Origin of the sequence: Intrasporangium flavum, from assembly GCF_001956915.1 — a bacterium.
Taxonomy (GTDB): Bacteria; Actinomycetota; Actinomycetes; order Actinomycetales; family Dermatophilaceae; genus Monashia; species Monashia flava.
Genome location: NZ_MLJO01000028.1, coordinates 24008 through 48685 on the forward strand (window position 1 = coordinate 24008; position 24678 = coordinate 48685).

The window sequence follows — 24678 nt, forward strand, 5'->3', positions numbered from 1 at the left end:
TGAGGGTGCCCACCCTCCACGCCGTCCTCCCCGACGCGGTCCGCGACCCGGCTCGCCCGAGCGGCGGGAACACCTACGACCGGCGGGTGCTGGCCGGGCTCGCCGCGTTCGGCTGGAGGGTGCACGAGCACCTCGTGACCGGGCGGTGGCCCGAGCCCGACGCGGAGGCGCGACGCAGCCTCGCTGACGCGGCCGGACACGTCGCTGACGGGAGCTGGCCCGTGCTCGTCGACGGGCTGCTGGCCTCCCGCTCCCCCGACGTGCTGGTCCCGCTCGCGCGCCGCGCCCCGCTCGTCGTCCTCGTCCACCTCCCCCTCGGCGGCGAGCCCGAACGCGCCGTGCTCGCCGCGGCCGCGGCCGTCGTCACGACGAGCGCGTGGTCGCGTGACCGGCTCGTCGAGGTGCACGGCCTCGACCCCGCGCGTGTCCACGTCGCCGAGCCCGGCACCGACCCGGCACCCCTGGCGGCCAGCACGCCCGGCGGCGGGTCGTTCCTCTGCGTCGGTGCGGTCACCCCGGTGAAGGGGCTCGACGTGCTCGCCGATGCCCTGGCCGAGCTGGCCACCCTCACCGGCCTGCCGTGGCACTGCCTGGTGGCCGGGTCGCTCGAGGTCGACGCCCCGTTCGCGACGGAGGTCGTGGAGTGGACGCGTCGGGCCGGCGTCACGGACCGCGCCACCTTCGCGGGGCCGCTCACCACCGACGCGCTCGGCGACGCGTACGCCGCGGCCGACCTGCTCGTGGTGCCCTCCCGCGTCGAGACGTTCGGGATGGCCGCCGCCGACGCCCTCGCCCGCGGCCTGCCGGTGGTCGCGAGCGACGTCGGCGGACTGCCCCGGACGCTGCGGGGCGCCGGCGAGACCCTGCCCGGGCTGCTCGTGCCGGCCGGCGACCCGGCCGCGCTGGCGGGGGCGCTGCGCACGTGGCTCTCCGACGCCGGGCTGCGCGAACGGCTGCGGGCCGCCGCCGCGGCGCGACGCCCCACCCTGGCCCCGTGGCCGGAGACGGTCCGACTGGTCGCCGACGTGCTCCGACGGGTGCGCGGGTGACGGATCGTGGGTTCCGGGCGCTTGGGGACCGTCCGGTCGGGGTAGTGGAGAAACCGGGGCGCGGACGACGCGGCGCCGCTGAACCGGGCGGCGCCGCGTGTCGTCCTCGGTGGTGGCGCGTCGGAGCGTCGTGATCGCCGGCCCCGCGCGCGAAGGAGGCAGTGATGGCTCGGACCCGACGGTGGCTGCGCCCGCTCGGCGTCGCTGCGCTCGTGGCCGTGCTCGTCTGGCGCGTCGGACCCGTGGCCGTGGGCGACGCGCTCCGCGCCGTCGACGCGCGTGCCCTCGCGGTCGCCGCGGTGGCGGCCCAAGCCGTGGCCGCGGTCTCGACGGTGTGCGTGGCCTGGCGCTGGGTGCTCGTGGCCCGAGGTCTCGGGCTCGAGCTGTCGCTGCCCGAGGCCGTCCGCGCGTCGTACCGCTCGCAGTTCCTCAACGTCACCCTTCCGGTCGGGGTGGCCGGAGACGTGCACCGCGCCGTCTCGCACGGCCGCTCCTCCGGCGACCTCGGCCGTGGGGTGCGGGCCGTCGTGTGGGAGCGGACGGCCGGGCAGGTCGTCCAGGTGGTGCTCGCGCTCGTCGTGCTCGTGGCGGTGCCGTCGCCCCTGCGTGCCGTGGTGGCCGACCACGCCCCGACGCTCGGCGCGGCCGCACTCGTGCTCGCCCTGGTCGCCGGGGTCGTCCTGCGGATCCGGTTGCGCGACAGCAAGTCCCGCGCCGCAGGCGTGGCCCGCACGGTCGTCGACGACGTCCGCCACGGACTGCTCGCCCGACGCGTCTGGCCCGGGGTGCTCGCCGCGTCGGCCCTCGCCGTCGCCGGCCACGTCGCCACCTTCCTGCTCGCCGCGCGGGCCGTCGGCGGGACCCTCGACCCGGCGCGGGTGGTGCCCGTCGCCTTCGTCGTGCTGCTCGCGGCGGCCCTGCCCCTCAACGTCGCGGGGTGGGGCCCTCGCGAGGGCGCGGCCGCGTGGGCCTTCGGCGTGGCCGGCCTCGGCGCCGCGCAGGGCGTCGTCGTCGCCGTCGTCTACGGCGGCCTCGTGCTCCTGGCCGGGCTGCCCGGCGCCGTGGTGCTGCTCCGCGACGCGGCGCGTCGCCCGGACCGCGCGACGGGGCGGGTGCGCGTCGACCCGCCCACCCGCGTCGACGAGGTCGTGGGTGGTGCCCGTGCCTGACGTCGGTGACATCACCCCAGCGCTGCGCAGCCCCCGGACCACACGTGGGCCGCGGACGTCCGCCGGGACCCACCGGCCCCCGGCGCCCCCGACGAGCGTGCGCGAGCGCCCGACGCCAGAGGCGCCCGACGCGTCCGACCTGTCCGACACCGCCGTCGCGCTGCCGTACGTCGTGCTCAGCTGCGGGATGTCGATCGACGGCTACCTCGACAACCCGACGCCGCAGCGGCTGCTCCTGTCCAACGACGACGACTTCGACCGGGTCGACGCGGAGCGGGCCGCGTCCGACGCGATCCTCGTCGGTGCCGCGACGATCCGCCACGACGACCCGCGCCTGCTGGTCAGGTCCGCGGCCCGCCGGGCCGAGCGCGTCGCCCGCGGTCTGCCGGCCTCGCCCACGAAGGTGACGCTGACGCGGCGGGCCGACCTCGACCCGGACGCCCGGTTCTTCGCCGCCGACGACGCCGAGAAGCTCGTCTACTGCGCGTCCCCGGCGCTCGAGGCCGCCCGCCACCGGGTCGGCGACCGGGCCACCGTCGTCGACGCCGGCCACCCCTGCGACCTCCGAGGCGTCTGGACCGACCTCGCCGCGCGTGGCGTCGGCCGGCTCATGGTCGAGGGCGGCGGCGCCGTCCACACTCAGGTGCTCGCCGCCGACCTCGCCGACGAGCTGCAGCTCGTCGTCGCACCGTTCTTCGTCGGCAGCTCTCGCGCCACCCGGTTCGTCGGCGACGCCGCGTTCCCCTTCAACGAGCAGCGACGCGCCCGCCTGGCCGAGGTGCGCCAGATCGGCGACGTCGTGCTGCTGCGCTACGCCCTCTCGCCCCGCTTCGAGGATCCGACGGTGACCGCATGACCCAGCCCATGGCCCGCTCGCACCGCCCCGCCGGGGGCCTGCCCACCGGCGGGGTCACGCCGATCCGTCCCGCCGTGGGCTCGCCGCCACCGGCGTCGGTCCGTGCCGCCGTGCGCGTGCCGATCGCACTGGCCGACGGGTTCGAGACCATCGCGCTGGCGCACTCCTTCACCGGTCTCGTCGACGGGCTCGAGCACGTCGCCCTCGGCCTCGGCGACCGCGCCGACCCGACGCGCTCCGGCCGCCGCCCGCACGCCCCCGAGGCCCCGCCGCTGGTCCGGTTGCACAGCGAGTGCCTGACCGGCGACGTCTTCGGCAGCCAGCGCTGCGACTGCGGCCCGCAGCTGCACGAGGCCGTCCGCCGGCTCACGGCCGAGGGCGGCTACCTGCTCTACCTGCGCCAGGAGGGCCGGGGCATCGGCCTCTACCCGAAGCTCGACGCGTACGTGCTGCAGGACTCCGGGCTCGACACCTACCAGGCCAACGTCGCGCTCGGATTCGGCGCCGACGAGCGCGACTACACCGTCGCCGCGCAGATGCTCCTGGCCCTCGACCTGCCGCGGGTCCGGGTGCTGACGAACAACCCCGACAAGCCCGCCCAGCTCGAACGGCTCGGCATCGAGGTCACGCGCCAGGAGCCGACCGGGGTCCACGTGTCGCCCGCGAACGCCCAGTACCTGTCGACGAAGGCCACCCGCGGGGCCCACACGCTGCGCCTGCCCGACGCGACGCCCTAGCCGCCCCGACGCCCAAGCGACGTCGCGGCACCTCCTCACCGGTTCGAGGTATTCGCGCGGGCCAGGGCGCGCGCAGATACCTCGAACCGGATGCCACCCGACGCGTCAGCCGGCGGTGAGGCCCGGTGGCGCGGTCGCCCGCCGGTCTCGGCCGACCAGGGCCAGTGCCGCGGTGCCGAGGCCCCACGCGATGCCGGGCACGGTCCACGGGTGCCCCGCGTTGCCCACCAGCAGCGCCACGCTCACCAGCTGCACGACGACGAAGATGCGCCGGAAGTCCGGGTACCGGCGCCGGAGTGCCACAGCCAGGGCGAAGAACCCCGCTGCGAGCGCCAGGCCCAGGACGGCCAAGCCGCCCAGGATGACGTAGGCCGCGCCGGCCCAGGGACCGGTCGACGGGTGCCGCTTCTCGAGGAGGTAGCCCCATCCGGCGTACCCGACCAGCGCGAGGCCGGCGACTCCCTGCAGAGCGGTCGCGGCGACGACCACCGGTGCGAGCAGCCGCTCCGACGCGGACGGCTCGTGGTACGCCGGCTGCACGTGCGCCGTCCCCGCGGTGACGCCATCGCCACCGACCCCACCGACCCCATCGAGCCCACCGTCCCCGGGGGCCGGCTCGGCGCGTCGGTCATGACGCAGCCGGGCCAGGCCCACCGCCGCACTGGTGAACGGGATGGCCAGCACGAGCAGCATCGTCAGGCCCCGCCCACCGGACGCCGCGAGCGCCAGGCACCCGACCATGACGGTGGCCGGAACCGCCCACTGCGCCCACAGCCGCTGCCACGGCAGCGCGGCCGCCACGAGCAGGTACGCGAAGGGCACGACGAGCAGGGCCAGGAGGCCGAGCCCGCCCGACACGGCACCCACCACGGCAGCCACGGAGAGGACCGGACCGATGAGCAGCGCTGCGGCCTGTCCGGGCCGCGGACGCCACGTCGCCGCGGCCATGACCGCGGCGACCGCGGTGGTGATGACGGCGTAGAGCCAGGCCTCACCCATCGATTCCCCCTGTGCGTGTCGGTCCGCGCGCTCGCGCGGGTGAGGTCACTGTCGCGCAGTCGGGGGCGGCGCGGGTGAGTCGCCGTGCTCAGTCGGGGTGCTCAGTCGCCGGCGATGCCGGTGCGCTCGACGCCCTCGACGATCCAGCGCTGCAGGAACAGGAACATGAGCAGCAGCGGCAGGATCGCGACGAGAGCCGCCATGAACAGCTGGCTCACCTGCACCGACTGCGCCGTGAGGAACGTCGACAGCGCGATCTGCACCGTCCACGACTCCTGGTCGCGGCCGATGACGAGCGGCCACAGGAACGCGTTCCACGAGCCGATGAAGGTGATGGTGCCGATCGCGGCGACGAAGCCCATCGAGTTCGGCACGACGATGCGCCAGAAGGTGCCCCAGTACGAGAGCCCGTCGATGAACGCGGCCTCCTCGATCTCCTTGGGGAAGTTGAGGAAGAACTGCCGGAACAGGAACGTCGCGAGCGCCTGGAAGAGCCCCGGGATGATGAGGCCGCGCAGCGTCGAGATCCAGCCGAGCGTCGACACGAGCACGAAGCTCGGCACGAAGGTGACAGCCGCGGGGATGAGCAGCGTCGCGGTGATCGCGTAGAACACCGCGTTGGAGCGGCGGTACGGGATGCGGGCCAGGCCGTAGCCGGCCAGGCCCGAGACCACCAGCACGCCGATCGTCTGGGTCACGGCGATGAGCCCGGAGTTGAGCAGCGAGCGGGCCATCGGGATCGCCGGGTTGGCGAACAGGTCGGTGAGGTTCGCGGTGTTCCACGTCGGCGGCAGCCAGTGGAAGTCGGGCGAGGAGAGGTCCTGCTCGCGCATGAAGGCGCTGCGGACGATGAGGTAGAACGGCACGAGGAACAGCAGCGCCGCCACGACGAGCGCGCTGTAACGGGCCCACCCGGCGGTGCGGGACTGGCGCTTGCTGCGGACGATGGCCATCAGGCGTCCCTCTCCCCGATGCGGAGCAGCCGCCCCTGCACGACGGCGACGATCGCGATGATGAGCGTCAGGATGACGGCGCCGGCCGAGCCGTGCCCGAAGTCCTGACCGGAGCCGAGGGCCGTGTAGTAGAGGTAGACGAGCGGCGGTCGGGCGTAGGGCGGGTAGGTGCCGAACGTCGACAGGATGTTGTAGAACTCGTCGAAGGCCTGGAACGCGTTGACGAGCAGGAGCATCAGCACCGCCGTCGACGTGGCCCGCAGCTGCGGCAGCGTGATGTGCCGGAACACCTTCCAGCCCTCGGCGCCGTCGATGGCGGCCGCCTCGTAGAGCGTCGGGCTGATCCGCTGGATGCCGGCGAGGAACAGGATCATGTAGAAGCCGATCTGCAGCCAGAGCCGGGCCGTGACGATGACGAGCCAGTACCAGGGCGGGTCGGCGAGGCTGAGCCACGGGATCGAGTCGACGCCGAACCAGCCGAGCACCGCGTTGGCCAGGCCGGAGCGGATGCCGCTGAAGATCGACATCTTCCACACGAGGGCCGCGACGACGTACGAGCAGGCCGTCGGCAGGAAGAACACCGAGCGGAAGAACGCCTGCATGACGCGCGTGCGCGCCACGAGCAGCGCCGCGCCGAGCGACAGCGCGAACGTCGTCGGCACGATGAAGAGCGCGAAGAGCACGAAGGTGACCAGGCTGCTGCGGAAGGCCGGGTCGCGCAGCATGTCGAGGTAGTTGCCGACGCCGACGAACTGCGTCGGGGTCACGGTGTTGTACGAGTCGAAGAACGACAGGTAGATCGACCAGGCGATCGGCACGTAGACGAAGACGACGAGCCCGATGACAAACGGCCCGACGAAGAGCCAGAACCACACGTTGCGGTTCTGGTAGCCCCGCAGCCGCACACCGAGCGGAGGCCGGGGCGGACGCGTCGGTGCGGAGACCGACGCGTCCGGCCGGGTGGTGGCCGGCGCGCTCAGGCGAGCACCCGCTTGAGCTCGGGGTCGGCGACGGCCTTGACCTTGGCGATCTCGCCGGCCGGGTCCGCGCCCTCCTTGACGATGCGGTTCATCGCGTCGCCGAAGGCCGTGGCGCACTTTGGCGTCCACAGCAGCGGGCTCTGCGCGTGGCCGACGTCGGTGGCGAGCTTGGCGGCCTCGGCGGCCTGCCCCTCCTTGAGGGTCGAGGCCTGGCTGATGAGGCTGGTGCGCGAGGGGATGTGGAAGCCGTACGCGGTGGCGAAGTCGAGCTGGTCGGCGGTCTGGTCGACCCAGAGCCACTTGGCGAACTTCTTCGCGGCGTCGACGTCCTTGGCCTTGGCGCTGACGCACGAGCCGTACGCGCCGACCGGCACCGACGCCTTGCCGCTGCCGTCGAGGGCCGGCCAGGCCATGACGCCGAAGTCGTCGCCGAGGCCCTTCTTGATGTCGGGGAAGGTCCAGAGGCCGGTGAACTGCATCGCCGTGAGGCCGGAGGTCAGCGCCGACGCGTCGAACCAGTCCTTCGGGGCGCCGAGCAGCAGCACCTTGGCGTCCCACATCTCGCGCAGCTTGCCGAGCGCGGTGGCGGCCCGGGGGTCGTCGAAGCCGAACTCGTTGTTCTCGGTGAGGTAGTCGAGGCCGGCCGACCACAGCATCGGGCCGCCCATGAGGCCGGCGCCGCCGTCGTTGCCGAGGAAGAGGCCCTTGACGTTGCCCTGGGTCAGCTTCTTGGCGGCGGCGATGAGCTCGTCGATCGTCTGCGGAGGCTGGATGCCGGCCTTGTCGAGCAGCGACTTGCGGTAGACGAGCAGCTGCATGTCGACGACCTGCGGGATGGCCCAGACCTTGTCCTGGTAGGTCATCCGCTTGAGGATGCCGGGGTTGAAGTCGCTCTTGGCATCGCCGAGCAGGTCGGTGAGGTCGACGACCTGGTTGCCCTTGATCATGTCGATCGTCGGGCCGTTGCCGTACTCGAACACGTCGGGGCCGGCGTCGGTCAGCAGCGACGCGGCGGTGGACTGGTCGTAGTCGCCGGGCTTCCAGCTGACCTTGACCGTGGCGTCCTTGTACGCGGCGGCGTACTTCTCGACGGCCTGCTGCGTGCCGGCCTCGCCGTACTGGTGGTACCACTGCTGGATCGACGCGCCACCGCCTCCGCCCCCGGTGGCCCCGCCGGACGCCGCGGGCTCGCGGCCGGTGTTGCTGCCGCACGCGGCGAGGGCGCCCGTGAGGACCGCCGCCCCACCGAGGCCGAGGAGGGTCCGGCGGCTGAACGCGCCGGAGAGCTGGGTGAGCTGGGTCTGCTGGTCCGTCATTCCCCTGGGTCCTTCCTGCCCGTGGCACGGGCACCGAGTGTCGGCCGGGCCCTGCGGAACAGATACCCGTCCGCGCTCGATCGTATGCGTCCACCCGGGCCGTCGGCGTTGTGGGCGTGGGCGATTCGCGACCCGGGCGGCCGCCCCGGATGAGCACCCCGACGCCCCAACCCGGCACGAGGCTCACAGGCCGAGCGCGCCTCGCTGTGGCACGATCCCTGCCGTGCGCCGTCGATGCGTCAAGCTGCTCGCGGTCCTCGTCGTGCTCGTCGTCGGCGGGGGCGCCCTGGCCTACGCGGCCTGGCCGCACTACCGGCCCGTCCTGGAGGACGGCGAGGTCTACGGCGTCGACGTGTCCTCGCACCAGGGGGACATCGACTGGCGCGCCGTCGCGGCCGACGGCGTGGCCGCCGCCTACGTCAAGGCCAGCGAGGGTGGCACGTACGTCGACAGCACGTTCGTCGCCAACTGGCGCGGCGCGTCGGCGGCCGGCCTCCGGGTGGGCGCGTACCACTTCTTCACCCTGTGCCGCGGCGGCGACGAGCAGGCCGCCAACTTCCTGGCGCGCCTCCGGCAGGTGCACGGCACCGACGCCGGACGCGTCCTGCCCCCCGTCGTCGACCTCGAGCTCGGTGGCAACTGCAGCGCGCGCCCGGCTGCCGCGGTCGTCGACGCGCGGCTCGTCGACTTCGTGTCACGGGTCGAGGCGGCGACGGGACGGCGGGTGCTCCTCTACGTCGTCGACGACTACGCGAGCCGCTACCCCCTGCCGGCCTCGCTCGAGCGCGACCGCTGGGTCCGCCGCCTCGGGTTGCGCCCTGAGGGGGCGTGGGCGTGGTGGCAGGTGCACAACGACGCGTCGGTCGACGGGGTCCACGGGCCGGTCGACCTCGACGTGGCCCGCCTCGACCACGCGAGGTAGGCGCTCTCCGGCCCTCGGCGGTCGGCCTCAGATGGCGGCCGGGGAGTCGAGCGGGTTGTCGGCCGCGGTCTCGGCGGCGGTGCGGAGCAGCTCGCCGAGGAGGATCAGGGTCTGTTCGTCCTCGGGCAGGATGCGTCGCCCGAACGGCCCGCGGGCCAGGGCCACACCCTCGCCGATGCGCAGGACGGTGCGGCGCACGTCGTCACGGGTGGCGGCGTCCATCCGCTCGAGCAGCCGCGTCACGGCGAGCATCCCCGACACGACGCTGCGCCCGTCGAGCTCGAACTCGTCGAAGAGCCACGTCCGCTCGGCAGCCGCCCCGGCCAGCACCTCCCGCCCGGGGCCCTCGCTGCGCAGGGCGGCCGAGGTGGCGGCGTCCCAGAACGCGCCGCGCTCGTCCTCGTCGAACCGGACCCGGCCGGCCAGTGCGCTGAGCACCCAGACCGGCGCGAGGCGCAGCGTCACCCACTCGGCGGCCGACCACTCGTCCTGCCAGCGGCCCACGGCGCCACCTCCTCCTGCCCGCGCGAAGCCCTGACCGGTGACCCGTCCAGCGTACGACCGCCCGGCAAGGGGGCGATGCCCGCGACGACCGACGCGGGCCTCCCCGGGGTATCCACGGGCGTCCCCGGGCATCCGCCGGCGGGCCCGTGCGTTGTCAGGGAGGATCGGCCCCAGCCCGCCCACGCCGACCCCACCCGGGCAGCAACCCTCAGAGAGGCACCGCGCATGGACCAGCTCCCCGACCTCACCGGCCGTCACGTCGTCGTCACCGGCAGCAACAGCGGCACCGGCAAGGAGGCGGCCCGCCGGCTCGCCGCGGCCGGCGCCGACGTGGTCATGGCGGTGCGCTCCACCGACAAGGGCGACGCGGCGCGCGCGGAGATCCTCGCGGCCACCCCCGACGCGTCGGTGACGGTGCGCCGGCTCGACCTCGCCGACCTCGCGTCGGTGCGGGCCTTCGCGGGCCTCCTGCTCGAGGAGGGCCGGCCGGTCGACGTGCTCGTCAACAACGCCGGGGTCATGGCGCCGCCGAAGCGGTTCGAGACCGTCGACGGCTTCGAGCTGCAGATGGGCACGAACTTCCTCGGCCCGTTCGCGCTGACCAACCTGCTGCTGCCGCTCGTGCTGAAGGGCGAGCGCCCGCGTGTGGCGACGATGACGAGCGGCGTCGCAGCGGTCGGCACCATCGACTTCGCCGACCTGCAGTGGACCTCGCGCCGCTTCAGCCCGTGGCGCGCCTACGCCCAGTCCAAGCTCGCCGACAGCCTCCTCGGCCTGTACCTGGCGCGGGTCGCCACCGAGCGCGACTGGCCCCTGCTCAGCACCCTCGCCCACCCCGGCTACACGCGGACCAACCTGCAGGTCGCCGGTGCGAGCCTCGGGCGCGAGGGTGCCAAGCCGCCGCTCTACACCCGCCTGTCGGTGCTGCCGGTCCAGGAGGTCGAGCAGGGCACCGAGCCGCTCCTGCGCGCCATCGCCGACCCGACCGCCATCCAGGGCGCGTTCTACGGCCCGGGCGGACGCTTCGGGCTGGCCGGTCCGGCGACGCTCGTGCCCCAGCCGCGCTCGGCCCGCAAGCCCGAGCTGGCCGCGTCGCTGTGGGCCGTGGCCGAGAAGCTCACCGGCACGACGCTGCCCGACTGACGCGTCAGGCGATCGGCATCTGCCGCGCCTCGACGACGGGGCGCAGCACGGCCTCGACGTCCGGCGTGCAGAACCAGCGGCGCAGGCAGTCGTCGGCGAGCACGTTGGCGAGCGAGCCGAGCACCATCGACTGGTCGAGCGAGAGGTACCGGCCGGCGCCGCGGCCCGTGCGCACGTCCACGGCGTCGACGAACCCGCCCGGGCCGTACGCCCCGAGGTCGCGCTCGAGCCGCGCGAGGTTGTCGGCCGCGGCGTCGGGCTCGACCATGAGCGCCATGGCGGACGCGTGCGGCGTGACGACGACCTCGCCGTCCTCCTCGCTCGGGTAGCCGCCCTCGACCCACGCGATGGGCGGCACGCCGAAGACGCCGTAGCCCTCGCCCGGTTTGCCGCACGGGCTGAATCCCCAGTAGCCGTAAACCTTCTCGTCGAGGGCGTACTCGCGCTGGAGGGCCACGGTGCGGGCCTCGTTGACGCCCCAGGTGGCCGGCGCCCAGGCCGCCTCGGGCACGAAGATCGTCGGCATGAGCGCCTCGAACATCGAGCCGCCGTAGGTCGGCACGACGTCGCGGCCGCGGTAGTGGCGCACCGGGGTGTCGAGGGAGGCGTAGTGCTCGGGCGGGATCTGGCCGTGGGCGATGCCGACGTAGCTGGCGATGCGCGGCTCGGAGTCGAGCAGGTCGTAGTGGTGCGGGGTGTGCAGCACCGGCGCGTGGCCCTCGACGTAGGCCTCGCTCACCGTGTCCTGGCCGGGGTCGGCCACCCAGAAGCCGCCGCGCAGCCGGCCACGCGGGCCGCCGTCAGAGCCTCCGGCCGCGGCGTCGTGGAAGGCGCCGAAGTGCATCCGGTCGAGCACCCGGTGCGCCTCGGTGGCCACGTCGGGCTCGGCGGCCGCCGCCACCATGAGGCCGGCCGCGAGCCAGCCGTTGTCGACGCTCGACAGGAACGGGTGGATGGTGCCGCCGTCGGGCATCCAGTGCAGCAGCGCGCCGGTGCGGTCGTCGTACCAGTTGAAGAACATCCCGGACTCGTCGTGCACCTCCATCCCGGCGAGGGTCGCGAGGAGGCGGCGCAGGCGGTCGCGGGCGTCGGCGGCCGGGAGCAGGCCGAGGTCGCGGGCGGCCACGGTGCACCACAGCAGGCCGCCGATGTTCGTCGGCGAGGTGTAGCCGCTTCGGGTGGCGGGGTCCAGCGATGTGGCGATGCTGTCGGTGGGCAGGCCGCTGTCGGGGTCGGTCATGGCCTCGAACGAGCGCCACGTGTCGGTGGCCCAGCGGGTCAGCAGGTCGGTGTCAGGCATGCAGGGGTCCTTGGGAGAGACGAGGAGGAGGTCGTGAGAAAGTGCCCACTCGACGGAAGAGGATTCGCGAGAAGGTGGCCACTCGACTGAGGAGAGGGGGCGAGCCCCTCGGTCGAGTGGGCAGTTCCTCGAGGAGGGGGTGGGGTCAGGCGCCGGCGACGGACGCCTGGTCCCAGTCGCAGCCGCACGAGCCGCGCACGACGAGGCGGGTCGGCAGCACCTGGGGGTGCACGTCGGTGGTGCGGCCGCCGATGCGCTCGTGGAGGCGGATCGCGGCCCAGCGCCCGAGCTCGCGCATGGGCTGCTGCACCGTGGTGAGGCCGGGGGCGAGGTAGCGCGAGGTCATGATGTCGTCGAAGCCGACCACCGCGAGGTCCTGGCCGACGACGCGTCCTTCGCGGGCCAGCAGCACCATCGTCGCGAGCGCGAGCTCGTCGTTGGCGCAGACGAGCCCGTCGACCGGGCCCTCCGACGCCTCGATCGCCCGCAGCCCCTCCATGACGGCCCGTCCCGACTGCTCCTCGTACGGCACGTCGATCGGCGGGGCCACCTCCTCGCCCTGCTTGCGGGCGAGCGCGTGCTGGAAACCGCGGTAGCGCTCCGACACGTCGTGCGACGTGGCGGTGTCGCCGACGAAGACGAGGCGTCGGCGTCCGTGGTCGAGCACGTGACGCGTCAGCTCGGCCGAGCTGATGAAGTTCTCCACCTGCACGGCGTCGGCACCCTCGATGGCGTCGCGCGCGACGAGCACCGTCGGCGTCGAGCGGACGATCTGGCGGACCGCCGCGTCGGAGATCGTGTCGTTGGCGATGACGATCCCGTCGACCCGGGCCAGCATCCGGCGCACCGCCGCCTCGACGTCCTTCGACGCGTCGCAGACGAGCACGACCGTGGACTGGTGGTCGGCCGCCGCCGTCGACTCGAAGCCGGAGAGCAGCTCGGAGTAGTAGGGCCCGCGCAGGCCGGGCAGGATCAGGCCGTGCGTCTCGTGCTGGGGCACGTCGACGGGGCGGCCGGCACGCAACGGCACGTACTCGAGCTCCTCGACCGCGCGCAGCACCCGCTGCCGGGTGCGGGCCGAGGCCGGCGTCGACCCGCTGAGCACCCGCGAGACGGTGGCGATGGACACGCCGGCACGCTCGGCCACGGTGTAGATCGTCACCGGGCGAGCGTCGTCGCTGTCTGTCGTCACCGAGGCCCTTTCGTCCCGGGACAACTGTGCACGGCGTCAGCCGACCGGACAAGCCGGGCGCGCGGTGGCGCCCGGCCCGGCCGGTGCTCGGCTCAGAAGGGGTTGGGGATGGCGTCGATGAGCTTGCGCGTGTAGGCGTCGCTCGGGTCACGGATCACCTTGAGGGTCTGGCCCTGCTCGACGACGCGGCCCTGGTTGAGCACGATGACCTCGTCGGCGAGCATCCGGGCGCTGAGCAGGTCGTGCGTGATGTAGAGGATGCCGACGTCGCTGTCCTGCACGAGGTCGTGGAGCAGCTCGAGGATCTCGGCGCGGATCGACACGTCGAGGCTGCTGATCGGCTCGTCGGCCACGATGATCTCCGGCTGCACCGCGAGCGCCTTGGCGATGACGACGCGCTGGCGCTGGCCGCCGGACAGCTCGTAGCCGAAGCGGTTGACGAACCGGTCGGCCGGGGTGAGCGCGACCTTCTCGAGCAGCTCGTGGACGCGGCCACGCAGCTCGGTTCCCTTGAGCCCGTGGTAGTTCGCCAGGGGGCGGGACAGGATGTAGCCGAGCCGCTTGGCCGGGTTGATCGAGCTGTACGGATCCTGGAAGACCATCTGCACGTGGCTGCAGTAGTCGCGCAGGCCGCGTCCGCGGAACCCGGCGACCTCCTCGTCGCCGCGCGGGCCGTGGAAGACGATCCGCCCCGACGTCGGGCTGTCGACGCCGGTGATCATCCGGGCCAGCGTCGACTTGCCGCTGCCGCTCTGGCCGACCAGGGCGGTCACCTCGCCCTTGCGCAGCGTGAACGACGCGTCGGTGACGGCCTCGACCTTGGTGACGGTGAGGCCGCGGCGGCGGCTGAACACCTTCGACACGTTCTCGACGGTGAGGATCGGCTCGCCGCGGGTGGCCGCGGCCGACTCGGTGGCCGTCTTGACGAACTGCGGCCCCTCGAAGTGGCGGGTGGGCTCGCCGAACTCGCGCGCCCCGTCGTCGGTGCGCTGCAGCCGGGCCACGTGGCAGGCGGCGCGACCGCCGGCCAGCGGCGCGAGCTCGGGCTCGACGCTCGTGCACCGCTCGATGCGCTCGGGGCAGCGGGGCGCGAAGCTGCAGCCGGCGATGGGCAGCGACAGGTCCGGCGGGCGGCCCGGCACGTAGGTGATCCGGACCTCCTCGGCGCGGGGGTCGCCGTACGAGCCGAGCAGGCCCTTGGAGTACGGGTGCAGCGGCTCGGCCAGCAGCCCGGCCGCGGTCTGCTCCTCGACGATCCGGCCGCCGTACATGACGAGGATCCGGTCGGACAGGTCGAGGACGGTGCCGATGTCGTGGCTGATGAAGAGCACCGCGAAGCCCTGCTCGGCCTGCAACCGCCGCACGTTCTCGAGGATCGAGTGCTGCACGACGACGTCGAGGCCGGTGGTCGGCTCGTCGAGGAGGATGAACTTCGGCTCGAGGGCGAGCGCCAGGGCGAGGTTGACGCGCTGGCGCATGCCGCCGGACAGCTCGTGCGGGTAGGCGCCGATGAACTTGTGGTCGATGATGACCATGTCGAAGAGCTCGCGGATGCGGCGCGTCACGGCCTCGCCGCGCAGCTTCGAGTGCTGCTCGATGACGTCGCGGAACTGCGCCTCGACGCGGGTCACGGGGTTGAGCGAGTTCATGCTGCTCTGGAAGACGGTCGAGATGTCGCGCCAGCGCAGCGAGCGCAGCTCGTCCTCGGGCAGGCTCGTGATGTCGGTGCCGTCGAAGGTGATGCTGCCGCCGCTGATGCGCCCGGGCCGCTGGAGCAGGCGCAGCACGGCGGTGCCGAGCGTCGTCTTGCCGGAGCCGGATTCGCCGATGAGGCCGACGAACTCGCCCGGTTCGATGCTGAACGACACGTCCTGGACAGCGTCGAGGGCGCGGTGCGCCTTGGGTTCGTAGCGGACCGACAGGTCCAACACGTCGAGCAGGGCCATGGGTCAGTCCTCTCGCAGGTGCGGGTTGGACAGCAGGTCGACACCGAAGTTGATGAACGCCATGCCGGTCATGAGGACCGCGAGCACGAGGCCGGGCACGAAGACCCACAGCCACAGGCCCTGCGCGATGGCGCTCTGGGCGTTGGCCTGGTAGAGCATCGTGCCCCACGAGACGCTGCGGCTGTCGCCGAGGCCGAGGGCCGCGAGGCCAGCCTCCGCGCCGATCGCGCCGGTCGCCGCGCCGACGAAGCTCGCCGCGACGAGCGAGGTCATGTTCGGCATGATCTCCCGGAACACGATGCGCCACGTGCTCTCGCCGGAGAACTTCGCGGCGGTGACGAAGTCGCGGTTGCGCAGCGTGATGATCTGGGCGCGCTTGGCGCGGGCGGCGCCGGCCCACGAGGTGATCGAGATGACGCCGACGATGAGCCAGACGCCGCGCGCCTGCGAGTAGGCGACGAGCGTGATGATGAGCGGCAGCGCCGGGATGACGAGGGCGACGTTCGTCAGGAACGACAGGACGTCGTCGATGACGGTGCCCTCGGTGTAGCCCGAGATCATGCCGACGACGAGGGCGATGGCGGTGGACAGCAGGCCGGCGAAGAGGCCGACGAGCAGGGAGATCCGCGTGCCGTAGATGAGCTGGCTCGCGATGTCCTGCCCGCTCGTCGTCGTGCCGAGCCAGTTGGTGCCGCTCGGGCCGGCGAGGGGCTCGAACGAGCCGTCGAGCGGGTCGTGCGGCGCGATGAGCGGGGCGAAGACCCCGACGATGATGTAGACCGCGACGATGACGACGCCGACGCGCGCCTTCTTGCTCGCCCAGACGACCTCCCACCAGCGGTCGGGACGCGCCGCGTCGGAGACCTGCTCGACCTCGTGGACGGCGAGCTCCTGCGTCGGGTCGCCGGCCTCGATGACGCCGCCGGGGGCCGAGCCGCCGGACGACGGCAGGCCGGGCGTGGGGTTCGAGGTGCTCATGACTGGGCCCTCCTGGCTCGCGGGTCGAGGACGCCGTAGAGCAGGTCCGCGACGAGGTTCGCGAGGAGCACCCCGACCGTCGTGAGCAGCATCAGCGTCTGGAGCAACGGGTAGTCCTTCATCTCGACGGCCTCACCCATGAGCCGGCCGAGGCCGGGGTAGTCGAAGGCCTGCTCGACGAGGATGGCGCCGCCGAGCACACCGCCGAGCGCGAGGGCGAAGCCGGTCACGCTGGGCAGCAAGGCGTTTCGCGCCGCGTACTTGAGGGCGACGGTGCGGTCGGGCAGGCCCTTGGCCTTGGCCAGCCGGATGTAGTCCTCGCCGAGGTTCATGATCATCGTGTTGCGCATGCCGAGGATCCAGCCGATCGGCGTCACGACGAGCAGCGCGACGGCCGGCAGGAACGAGTGGCTCACGGCCTCCTGGACGAAGGCGAAGTTCCAGCCCGGCGTCGACTCCTCGTAACCGCCCGACGTCGGGAACCAGCCGAGGCTGTAGCCGAAGACGTAGAGCAGCAGCAGGGCGATCCAGAACGGCTGGAGGGTGCCGAGGAACGTCGACCCGAGCGTGACGACGCTGTCGAGGCGCGAGTTGCGCCGCCAGGCCGCGTACGCGCCGAGCACGACGCCGATCGCGAAGCTCAGCACCTGCGTCACGACGACGAGGATGACCGTCCACCACAGGGCCTGGCCGATGACCTCGGTGACCTTGTACGGGTAGTAGGTGTAGCTGAGGCCGAAGTTGCCGTGGACGAGCTCGCCGAGGTACTGCGTGTACTGGCTCCACAGCGAGCCGTCGGGCGCGCCGAGCATGGCGCGCATGGCCTTGACCTGGGCGGGGTCGAGCGCCGTGTCCTTGCCGGCCAGGCGCTTGACCATGATCTCCGCGGGGTCTCCCGGCTGGAGCCGTGGGATGAGGAAGTTCAGCGTGACGACTGCCCACAGCGTCGCGAGGAAGAACCCGAGCTTCCGGAGGAAGTACTTCATCGGGATGGCCTTCCGTCGGGCCCGGCGCCGCGGCGGTGGCCGCGGCGCCGAGCCTCTTCAGGGGTCACCGAAGGGTCGCTTCGGTCACTTGGGTGCGGTGAGGTGCGTCAGCACGAGCAGCTTGTCGTCGGACGGGTTGGCGTACGGGTCCTGCTCGCTCGGCCAGCCGACGGCGTGGTCGGTGCGGTAGAGGATGCGCGCCGGGGCGTAGATGAGCGGCGTCACCGGGTACTGCGTCATCATCGCGTCGACGAGCGGAGCGAGGTTCTCCTTCTGCTGCTCCTTGTCGGTGGAGCCGGCCAGCTTGGAGATCGCCGCGTCGATGGACGGGTCGCTGAAGCGTCCGACGTTGGGGAAGATGTCCTTCGCCGTCGGGAACTGCTTGCTCGACAGCTTGGCGCCGATGTTCTTGGCCAGCTCGCAGCCACCGTGCAGGTACTCGAGCATCAGCTGGAAGTCGCCCGACTTCTTCTGGCCGTCGACCGAGTCGGGGGCCGAGGCGGTCACCTTGGCGTCGATGCCCGCGTCGTTGAGTCCCTTGACGACGACGTCGGCGATGGCCTGGTAGTCGATGAACCCGGCCTGCACCGAGAAGTTGACCGACAGCGGCGTGCCGTCGGGGTTGGTGCGTTTGCCGTCGGGGCCCTTCTTGTAGCCGGCGGCGTCGAGCATCTGGCCGGCCTTGGCGACGTCGTAGGGCAGCACCGTGTCCTCGCCGGCGTACTTGGCCGGCAGCAGGTTCTGCATCGAGGGCAGCTTGAGGCCGGACTGGCTCGCGGGCTTCATGATCCCGTACGTCGCCTTGGTCGACATCGACTGCTTGTCCATCGCGTAGCTGATCGCCTCGCGGAACTTCGGGTCGTTGAACGGCGGCTTCTGGTCGTTGCCGGTGAGCACCGTCATGCCGTTGGGCGCGTAGTAGAAGTGGTTGTTCTTCGGGTCGGCGTCGACGAGCGTCTTCTGCGGGTTGGGGACCTCGCCCCAGTAGGCGTCGAGCTGGCCCGAGCGCAGCTTGAGTGCGGCCTGGGCGGCGTCGTAGGTGCCCTCGAGGACGATCTTCTTGACCTTGACCTTGTCGGCCTGCCAGTAGTCGGCGCGGCGCTCGAGCACCAGGCGGCGGCCGTTGTACGTGCCGACCTTGTAGGGGCCGGTGGAGACGGGCGCCTTGTCGACGTACTTCGTCGGGTCGCCGACCTTGGAGTAGACGTGCTCGGGCAGGATCTTCGTGGAGATGATGCCGTCGTACTTCGCGGCGGCGTTGCCGGAGAAGGTGAAGACGACCTTGTTGCCCTCGGCGGTGACGGAGGTGGCGGGGGCGCCGAAGGTGTCGTTCCACACGCCGGACGTGTCGAGGCCCGGGTACTGCTTCATGAGGTTGAAGGTGAACGCGACGTCCTTGGCCGAGAACGCCTGGCCGTCGCTCCACTTGACGCCGTCACGGATGTCGAGCGTCAGCTTGTTGGCGCCCTCCCACGTGGACTTCGTTGCGAGCCAGGGGGTTTCCTCGCACGTGAGGTTGTTGCGCACGATGAGCGGCTCGTAGAGCCACGTCGTCGTCAGCGGCTTCGGCGAGTACGGGTTGTAGTTGACGAGGCCGCCGACCGACGCGTCGACGTCTGCCGGGAACGTCAGCTGGGCGATCATGCCGTCGGCGCTGTCACCTCCGCCCGATGCGTTCTTGCTGCCGGTGCAGGCGGTCAGGGCGAGGCTGGCCGTGAGGCCGGCCAGGATGAACGTGGTCTTGGTTCGAGTTCGCGTCATTGCGGACCTCCGTCAGGGGGGCGGGAATTCCTCTGAGAATTGAGGCGGCCCGCGACGGATGTCAACGCTTTGGACGCATGTAACTACTTTCATGCACTTCCGCGTGCTCACGCTGACTTTCATTTGTTTTCAAGGCAATTGGGGGTGGAGGTCCGAGAGACGCTGGTGGTACGAAAGATCCGTGCTCGACGACAACGCCGTCCTCTCCGCCCTCCCGGCCCGTACCCTCACCAGTGCCGCCGGTCTCACCGCCGAGGTGCTCGACAACGGTGCGTTGCGCCGCCTCGAGGCCTTCGGGCTGAGCCTGCTGCTGCACCCGGCGAGCGTCTCCGAAGCGGGCCTGGCCAACGTCCACCTCCGGGTCCACCGCCCGGACGGCGTGAGCCGCCTGCCCCTGCTCGGCCCCGACGCGGCCGGCCCGGACGCCGGCTCCCGCACCGTCTCGCTCGGCGCCGACGGCACGGACGCCACCGACCGCACGGTCGTCGAGGGCGTTCACGAGGGCGTCGCCTACCGGCTGACGCTGACGCTGGGCCGCGAGCACCCGAGCTGGCACTGGCGCCTGACGACCCGCAACACGACCGACGCCGCGGTCCGCGTCGACGCCGTGCTGACCCACGACCCCGCCCTGGCCCCGCTCGGCGCCGTGCGCACCAACGAGTACTACGTCGCGCAGTACCTCGACGTCTCGCCGGTGTCGGTCGAGGGGCACGGCACCGCCCTCGCGGTGCGGCAGAACATGCCCGGCCCGCGCGTGCCGTGGCTGCTCGTCGGCACGACGGGCCGCGGCACCGGCTGGGCCACCGACGCGCTCCAGCTCGTCGAGCGCCGCGCCGACGGCGTCCGCTGGCCGGGCCTCGACGCACCCGAGCTGCCGGCCGAGCGCCACCAGCACGAGCACACCCTCGCCGCCCTCCAGGACGAGGCCGTGCACCTGGCGCCCGGCGCCTCGCACACGACCGGCTTCTGGGGCATCGCCATCGAGGACCACCCCGAGGCCACCTCCGACGCCGACGCCGAGTGGGCGCGCGTCGCCCTCGCCGACGGCCCGGACGCCACCGCCTCCGGCACCGACGCCCACGCGTCGGGCGGCGCCACCGACGGCGGGACGCCCGCCCACTCGACGCTGTGGACCAGCGCCCCCGGCTTCCCGTCCCGCCCGCTCGCGGCCGACGAGCTCGACGCCCTCGGGCTGACCGCCGGCCGCCGCCACGTCGAGACGATCGACGGCACCGAGGTGGCGTGGCAGCTGCCCGACGGCCAGCTCGTCACGGCCGCCAAGGACCTCGCGGTGCTGCGCCCGCACGGCCAGCTGCTGCGCACCGGCGACGCCCTGACGCCCGACACCCGCACCCTCACCTCGACGGTGTGGATGGCCGGCACCTTCCACTCGCAGCTGACCCGCGGCCACGCCGGGCGGCAGACCGCCGTCACCGGCCGGCGCACCTACCTCGGCCTGCTCCGCGCCAGCGGCGTGCGCCTGTTCGCCGACGACGGCGTCGGCGGCTGGCAGCTGCTCGAGACGCCGAGCGCGTGGAAGGTCGGCCTCGACCACGCCACGTGGTGGTACGCCGACGCGTCGGGCCGGCGCATCGCCGTCACCTCGACCGCACCCGCCGACGAGCACCGCCTCGGCCTCACCGTCGAGCAGTCGGGCGGTCCGGCCGGCGGCGCTCCCCGCCGCCTCCTCCTCGCCGTCCAGGTGGCCGACGACCTCACCGACGCCCCCGAGATCACCCTGCACGACGGCCGCGCCGAGCTGACGCCGGCCGGCTCGCCCCGCGCGTGGCACGTGTCGTGGACCGGGCGCGGCGACGCCGAGGCCGGCGACGCCCGCCTGCAGTCCGACGGTCGCACCCGCAGCGAGGGCTGGCTCACCGTGCTGCTCGAGCCGGCGGCCGCCGTCGACGTGACGATCACCGCCGGTGACGCGCCCGACGAGGTGGACGAGGTGCGCCCCTCCGACGCGCCGCTCGGCGCCGGCTTCTGGGACGCGACGGCCCACGCCGTCAGCCTCGGCACCGACCCCGACGCCACGACGGCGACGCAGGTGGGCAACCTCGCCGCCTCGCTCCCGTGGTTCACCCACGACGCGTTCGTCCACTACCTCTCCCCGCGCGGGCTCGAGCAGTTCTCCGGCGGCGCGTGGGGCACCCGCGACGTGTGCCAGGGCCCGGTCGGGCTGCTCACCGCGCTCGACCGGCAGGACGCGGTGCGCGACGTGCTGCTCAGGGTGTTCCGCGCGCAGAACGAGCGGGGCGACTGGCCGCAGGCCTTCGAGTTCCTGCCGCCGCTGCCCGAGTCGGGCCAGCAGGACTCGCACGGCGACGTCGTGTTCTGGCCGGTGCTCGCGGCCGGCGACTACCTGCGCACCACCGGCGACGCGTCGCTGCTCGACGAGCTCGTGCCGTTCGTCGGCGACGACGCCCTCGCCGCACCGCTGCCCGTCTCCGAGCACCTCGCCGCCGCGGTGCGCCGGATCGCCGAGTCCACCGTGCCGGGCAGCCCGCTGCCGGCCTACGGCCACGGCGACTGGAACGACTCGCTCCAGCCGGCCGACCCGCGCCTCGCCGCGAAGATGGTGTCGACGTGGACGGCCGTGCTGCAGACCCAGGCGCTGCGCACCCTCGCCGAGGGGCTGCGCGCGGCCGGTGGGGCCGGCTCGACGAGGCGCCTGGCCGAGGAGTGCGACGCCTTGGCCGACGCGACGCACGCGGCGCTGTCCGACCAGCTCGACGCCGACCCGGTGCTGCCCGGCTACCTGCTCCAGCAGGACGCCGGCGGCTTCGAGCCGCTCGTGCACCCCGCCGACACGATGACCGGCCTGCGGTACGGCATCCTGCCGTGGATCCACGCCATCAGCGCCGAGCTGCTGACGCCCGAGCAGGCCCGCCACCACCTCGACCTCATCGGCGAGCACCTGCTCGGCCCTGACGGCGCGCGCCTCTTCGACCGGCCGGTGCGCTACGCCGGCGGCCCGATGAGCGTGTTCCAGCGGGCCGAGGCGAGCACGTTCTGGGGCCGCGAGATCGGCCTCATGTACATGCACGCGCACCTGCGCTACGCCGAGGCGCTGGCCCGCGTCGGCGATGGTGCGGCGCTGCTCGAGGCGCTGGCCAAGGCGAGCCCGGTCGGCCTGGATTCGCTGGTGCCGCAAGCCCGCCCGCGCCAGAGTAGCTGCTACTACTCCTCGTCCGACGGCGCCTTCACCGACCGCTACGACGCCCAAGACCGCTACGCCGCGCTCATGGCCGGCGAGGTTCCCCTCGAGGGCGGCTGGCGCGTCTACTCCTCCGGCCCCGGCCTCGTGCTGCGGCTCGTCACCGAGGTGCTGCTCGGCGTGCGCCGGCGCGGCGCCGACGTCGAGCTCGACCCGGTGCTGCCGCCGGGCTCGGGCGAGCTCGTCGCGACCGTCCCGCTCGCCGGGCACCGCGTCCGGCTGACGCTCACCGCGGGCGAGGAGGGCCACGGCGTCCGACGCGTCACCGTCGGTGGTCGCGAGCTCGACACCCGACTCCTCACCAACCCCTACCGACGCGCCGGCGTGGCCGTCGCGCTCACCGACCTCGTCCCGACGCCCGACGGCCCTTCGGCCGCCATCGCGTTCGACGCGCTCGACGCGTCCTTCGCGGCTGCGGCATCCGACGCATCCGACGCGTCCAGGACCCCCACCCTCGAGATCTCCGTGGAGACCTACTGACATGACCAGCCACACCGGCCGCCCCGACACCGACGCGCGACCGTGGCTCGACGCGAGCCTGCCCGTCGAGCAGCGCGTCGACCACCTCATGGCCGCGATGACCCTGGCCGAGAAGGTCGCCCAGACCCACCAGGTCGCCAACATCCATCCCGACGACGACGCCGAGCAGATCCGCGCGGGCCGCATCAGCTCGAGCCTCTACGCGTCGGGCGCCACCGCCGGCAACGAGCGCGACGAGGGCGTCCTCGTCGGCAACATCGACGCGGCGCAGCGGCACGCCGTCGAGGGCAGCCGCCTCGGCATCCCGATCCTCTTCGGCCGCGACGTCATCCACGGCCACCGCACCGTGTTCCCGATCCCGCTCGGGCTGGCGGCCTCCTTCGACCCCGAGCTGCTCGAGGAGGCGGCGGCGATCGCGGCCCGCGAGGCGGCGGTCGACGGTGTGGCGTGGACGTTCACGCCGATGGTCGACATCTCGGAGGAGCCGCGGTGGGGCCGGGTGGCCGAGTCGCTCGGCGAGACGCCGGTGCTCTCGGGCCGGCTGGCGGCTGCGCTGGTGCGCGGCTTCCAGGGGCCCGACCCGAGCGACCGTGACCGGCTCGCCTCGTGCGCCAAGCACTTCGTCGGCTACGGCCTCGCCGCTGGTGGCCGCGACTACGACACGGTCAGCGTCGGGGAGAACACCCTGCGCAACCTGCACCTGCGCCCGTTCAAGGACGCGGTCGACGCCGGTGTCACCACGGTCATGGCGTCGTTCAACGACGTCGACGGCACCCCGATGCACGCCCACGAGCGGCTCATCCGCGAGGTGCTCAAGGACGAGTGGGGCTTCGACGGCGTCGTCGTGGCCGACTGGAACGGCATCGGGCAGATCGTCTTCCAGGGCGTTGCGGCCGACCGGCGCGAGGCGGCCAAGCTCGCGATCCACGCGGGCGTCGACCTCGACATGGTCAGCGCCTCCTACCTCGACCACCTCGAGGAGCTCGTCGAGTCGGGCGAGGTGGACGTCGCGCTCGTCGACGATGCGGTGCGCCGCGTCCTGCGCCTGAAGTTCCGCCTCGGCCTCTTCGAGCACCCGTACGCGACGCGCGAGGGAGCCTCGAATGCCCCGACGCCGCAGACGCGTTCGGTCGCGCGGCGTGCGGCCCACGCGTCGCACGTGCTCGTCAAGAACGACGGCGTGCTGCCGCTCGGTGAGGACGCCGGACGCGTCCTGCTGTCGGGGCCGTTCGTCGACGACGGCGACGCGCTGCTCGGCACGTGGGTGCTCGACGGTCGCGGCGAGGAGGTCGCCACCCCGGGCGACGCGCTGCGCGAGCGGCTCGGGCACCGGGTCACCGTCGCCGACGGACGCTTCCCCGACGTCACGCTCATGCAGGCGCGGGCTGCCGACACGTCGGTGCTGCTGCTCGGTGAGCACCGGTCCCGTTCGGGCGAGGCGCAGTCGGTCGTCGACATCGGCCTGCCGCCGGGGCAGCTGGAGCTGGTGCGGGCGGTGGCCGCGTACGGCAAGCCGCTCGTGGCCGTCGTCTACACGGGCCGTCCGCTCGACCTGTCGGAGGTGCTCGACCTCGCCGACGCCGTCGTCGTCGTGTGGCACCCGGGCATCGAGGCCGGGCCGGCCCTGGCCGACGTGCTCCTCGGTGACGTCGAGCCGTACGGCCGGCTGCCCATGACGTTCCCGCTCTCGACCGGGCACATCCCGACGAGCACCCACCAGCGCCCGACCGGCCGGCTCATCCGCGCCGACGTCGACCGCAAGGAGGGCCGCTACATCGACGCGCTCACCTACCCGCGTCTGCCGTTCGGGCGCGGACTCTCCTACACGACAGTCGAGTACGGCGAGCCGAAGCTGTCCGACGCGACGCTCGTGGGCGATGACTCGGTGGCCCTGTCGGTGACGGTGACCAACACCGGTGACCGGCCGTGCCGCGAGGTCGTCCAGCTGTACTTCCGCGACCCGGTCGCCCAGGTGACGCGTCCGCTCGTCGAGCTGAGCGACTGGGCCGTCGTCGAGCTCGAGCCGGGCGCGGCCCGCGACGTGCTCTTCGACGTGCGCGCCGAGCAGTTCGCCTACTACGGGCGCGACCTCGCCGCGCGCGTCGACGACGGCGCCATCGAGCTGCTCACCGGGCCCGACGCCGCGTCACTGCAGTCGGTGACCCTGACGATCCAGACCGCCTAGCC

At 73.0% G+C, this 24678-nt stretch carries 19 protein-coding genes; 8 read left to right on the top strand and 11 right to left on the bottom strand.

The genetic code is table 11. The annotated features are described in order from the left end of the window. The first annotated feature begins 5 nt into the window (after nt 1-5). The 4 genes from BIV28_RS18520 to BIV28_RS18535 all read left to right on the top strand — a co-directional run bounded on the left by BIV28_RS18520 (nt 6) and on the right by BIV28_RS18535 (nt 3811). Nucleotides 6-1049, top strand: coding sequence for a glycosyltransferase family 4 protein (locus BIV28_RS18520; RefSeq protein WP_242653133.1), 1044 nt, complete (start codon nt 6-8; stop codon nt 1047-1049). Nucleotides 1050-1213: 164 nt separating this feature from the next. After that, nucleotides 1214-2218 carry a lysylphosphatidylglycerol synthase domain-containing protein gene (locus BIV28_RS18525; protein ID WP_076264010.1) on the top strand — a complete coding sequence of 335 codons (1005 nt, stop codon included), beginning with the start codon at nt 1214-1216 and terminating at the stop codon, nt 2216-2218. Between the two features lie 97 nt (nt 2219-2315). After that, the gene (locus BIV28_RS18530) at nt 2316-3074 is read left to right on the top strand and encodes a RibD family protein (RefSeq protein WP_242653134.1); all 759 of its coding nucleotides are present in this window, start codon (nt 2316-2318) and stop codon (nt 3072-3074) included. After that, nucleotides 3071-3811 (top strand): GTP cyclohydrolase II, encoded by a 741-nt coding sequence (locus BIV28_RS18535; RefSeq protein WP_242653135.1) that lies wholly within the window; start codon nt 3071-3073, stop codon nt 3809-3811. The genes BIV28_RS18530 and BIV28_RS18535 overlap by 4 nt, the downstream gene beginning before the upstream one ends. 105 nt (nt 3812-3916) lie before the next feature. On the opposite strand, the gene BIV28_RS18540 is transcribed toward BIV28_RS18535, so the two are convergent. The 4 genes from BIV28_RS18540 to BIV28_RS18555 all read right to left on the bottom strand — a co-directional run bounded on the left by BIV28_RS18540 (nt 3917) and on the right by BIV28_RS18555 (nt 8059). Beyond that, nucleotides 3917-4810, bottom strand: coding sequence for a hypothetical protein (locus BIV28_RS18540; RefSeq protein ID WP_076264011.1), 894 nt, complete (start codon nt 4808-4810; stop codon nt 3917-3919). Nucleotides 4811-4911: 101 nt separating this feature from the next. Beyond that, entirely contained in the window at nt 4912-5763 is an 852-nt protein-coding gene (locus BIV28_RS18545; RefSeq protein ID WP_076264012.1) for a carbohydrate ABC transporter permease, read from the bottom strand. Further along, nucleotides 5763-6668 (bottom strand): carbohydrate ABC transporter permease, encoded by a 906-nt coding sequence (locus BIV28_RS18550; protein WP_076264013.1) that lies wholly within the window; start codon nt 6666-6668, stop codon nt 5763-5765. Before BIV28_RS18550 ends, BIV28_RS18545 begins: the two co-directional genes overlap by 1 nt. 71 nt (nt 6669-6739) lie before the next feature. After that, nucleotides 6740-8059, bottom strand: a complete 1320-nt coding sequence (locus BIV28_RS18555) for an ABC transporter substrate-binding protein (RefSeq protein WP_076264014.1) — start codon at nt 8057-8059, stop codon at nt 6740-6742. Between the two features lie 223 nt (nt 8060-8282). On the opposite strand from BIV28_RS18555, the gene BIV28_RS18560 reads away from it, so the two are divergent. Then, on the top strand, nt 8283-8981 hold the full coding sequence (locus tag BIV28_RS18560) for a GH25 family lysozyme (protein ID WP_076264015.1): 699 nt from the start codon (nt 8283-8285) through the stop codon (nt 8979-8981). A 27-nt stretch (nt 8982-9008) separates the two neighbouring features. Here the strand turns inward: BIV28_RS18560 and BIV28_RS18565 are convergent, their stop codons facing one another. Continuing rightward, nucleotides 9009-9485 (bottom strand): hypothetical protein, encoded by a 477-nt coding sequence (locus tag BIV28_RS18565; RefSeq protein ID WP_076264016.1) that lies wholly within the window; start codon nt 9483-9485, stop codon nt 9009-9011. Between the two features lie 225 nt (nt 9486-9710). Here BIV28_RS18565 and BIV28_RS18570 point away from each other — a divergent pair, with 225 nt between their 5' ends. After that, nucleotides 9711-10628, top strand: a complete 918-nt coding sequence (locus tag BIV28_RS18570; protein WP_076264017.1) for an SDR family oxidoreductase — start codon at nt 9711-9713, stop codon at nt 10626-10628. A gap of 4 nt (nt 10629-10632) precedes the next feature. On the opposite strand, the gene BIV28_RS18575 is transcribed toward BIV28_RS18570, so the two are convergent. The 6 genes from BIV28_RS18575 to BIV28_RS18600 form a co-directional block, all read right to left on the bottom strand. Further along, a complete protein-coding gene (locus tag BIV28_RS18575) occupies nt 10633-11928 on the bottom strand; it encodes a glucoamylase family protein (protein WP_083707505.1) in 1296 nt (431 codons plus the stop codon). A gap of 145 nt (nt 11929-12073) precedes the next feature. After that, nucleotides 12074-13090, bottom strand: a complete 1017-nt coding sequence (locus BIV28_RS18580; RefSeq protein WP_242653136.1) for a LacI family DNA-binding transcriptional regulator — start codon at nt 13088-13090, stop codon at nt 12074-12076. 122 nt (nt 13091-13212) lie between these two features. Further along, nucleotides 13213-15066 (bottom strand): ABC transporter ATP-binding protein, encoded by a 1854-nt coding sequence (locus tag BIV28_RS18585; RefSeq protein ID WP_076264019.1) that lies wholly within the window; start codon nt 15064-15066, stop codon nt 13213-13215. A 3-nt stretch (nt 15067-15069) separates the two neighbouring features. Further along, nucleotides 15070-16044, bottom strand: coding sequence for an ABC transporter permease (locus BIV28_RS18590; protein WP_083707506.1), 975 nt, complete (start codon nt 16042-16044; stop codon nt 15070-15072). Beyond that, the gene (locus tag BIV28_RS18595; protein WP_076264020.1) at nt 16041-17030 is read right to left on the bottom strand and encodes an ABC transporter permease; all 990 of its coding nucleotides are present in this window, start codon (nt 17028-17030) and stop codon (nt 16041-16043) included. The genes BIV28_RS18590 and BIV28_RS18595 overlap by 4 nt, the downstream gene beginning before the upstream one ends. Before the next feature lie 84 nt (nt 17031-17114). Beyond that, the gene (locus BIV28_RS18600; protein WP_076264021.1) at nt 17115-18791 is read right to left on the bottom strand and encodes an ABC transporter substrate-binding protein; all 1677 of its coding nucleotides are present in this window, start codon (nt 18789-18791) and stop codon (nt 17115-17117) included. A 181-nt stretch (nt 18792-18972) separates the two neighbouring features. Here BIV28_RS18600 and BIV28_RS18605 point away from each other — a divergent pair, with 181 nt between their 5' ends. Both BIV28_RS18605 and BIV28_RS18610 read left to right on the top strand, forming a co-directional pair. Beyond that, nucleotides 18973-22491 (top strand): GH36-type glycosyl hydrolase domain-containing protein, encoded by a 3519-nt coding sequence (locus tag BIV28_RS18605; protein ID WP_076264022.1) that lies wholly within the window; start codon nt 18973-18975, stop codon nt 22489-22491. Nucleotide 22492: 1 nt separating this feature from the next. After that, complete coding sequence (locus tag BIV28_RS18610; protein WP_083707507.1) at nt 22493-24676, top strand: glycoside hydrolase family 3 N-terminal domain-containing protein; 2184 nt, start codon at nt 22493-22495, stop codon at nt 24674-24676. The last annotated feature ends 2 nt before the right edge of the window (nt 24677-24678 follow it).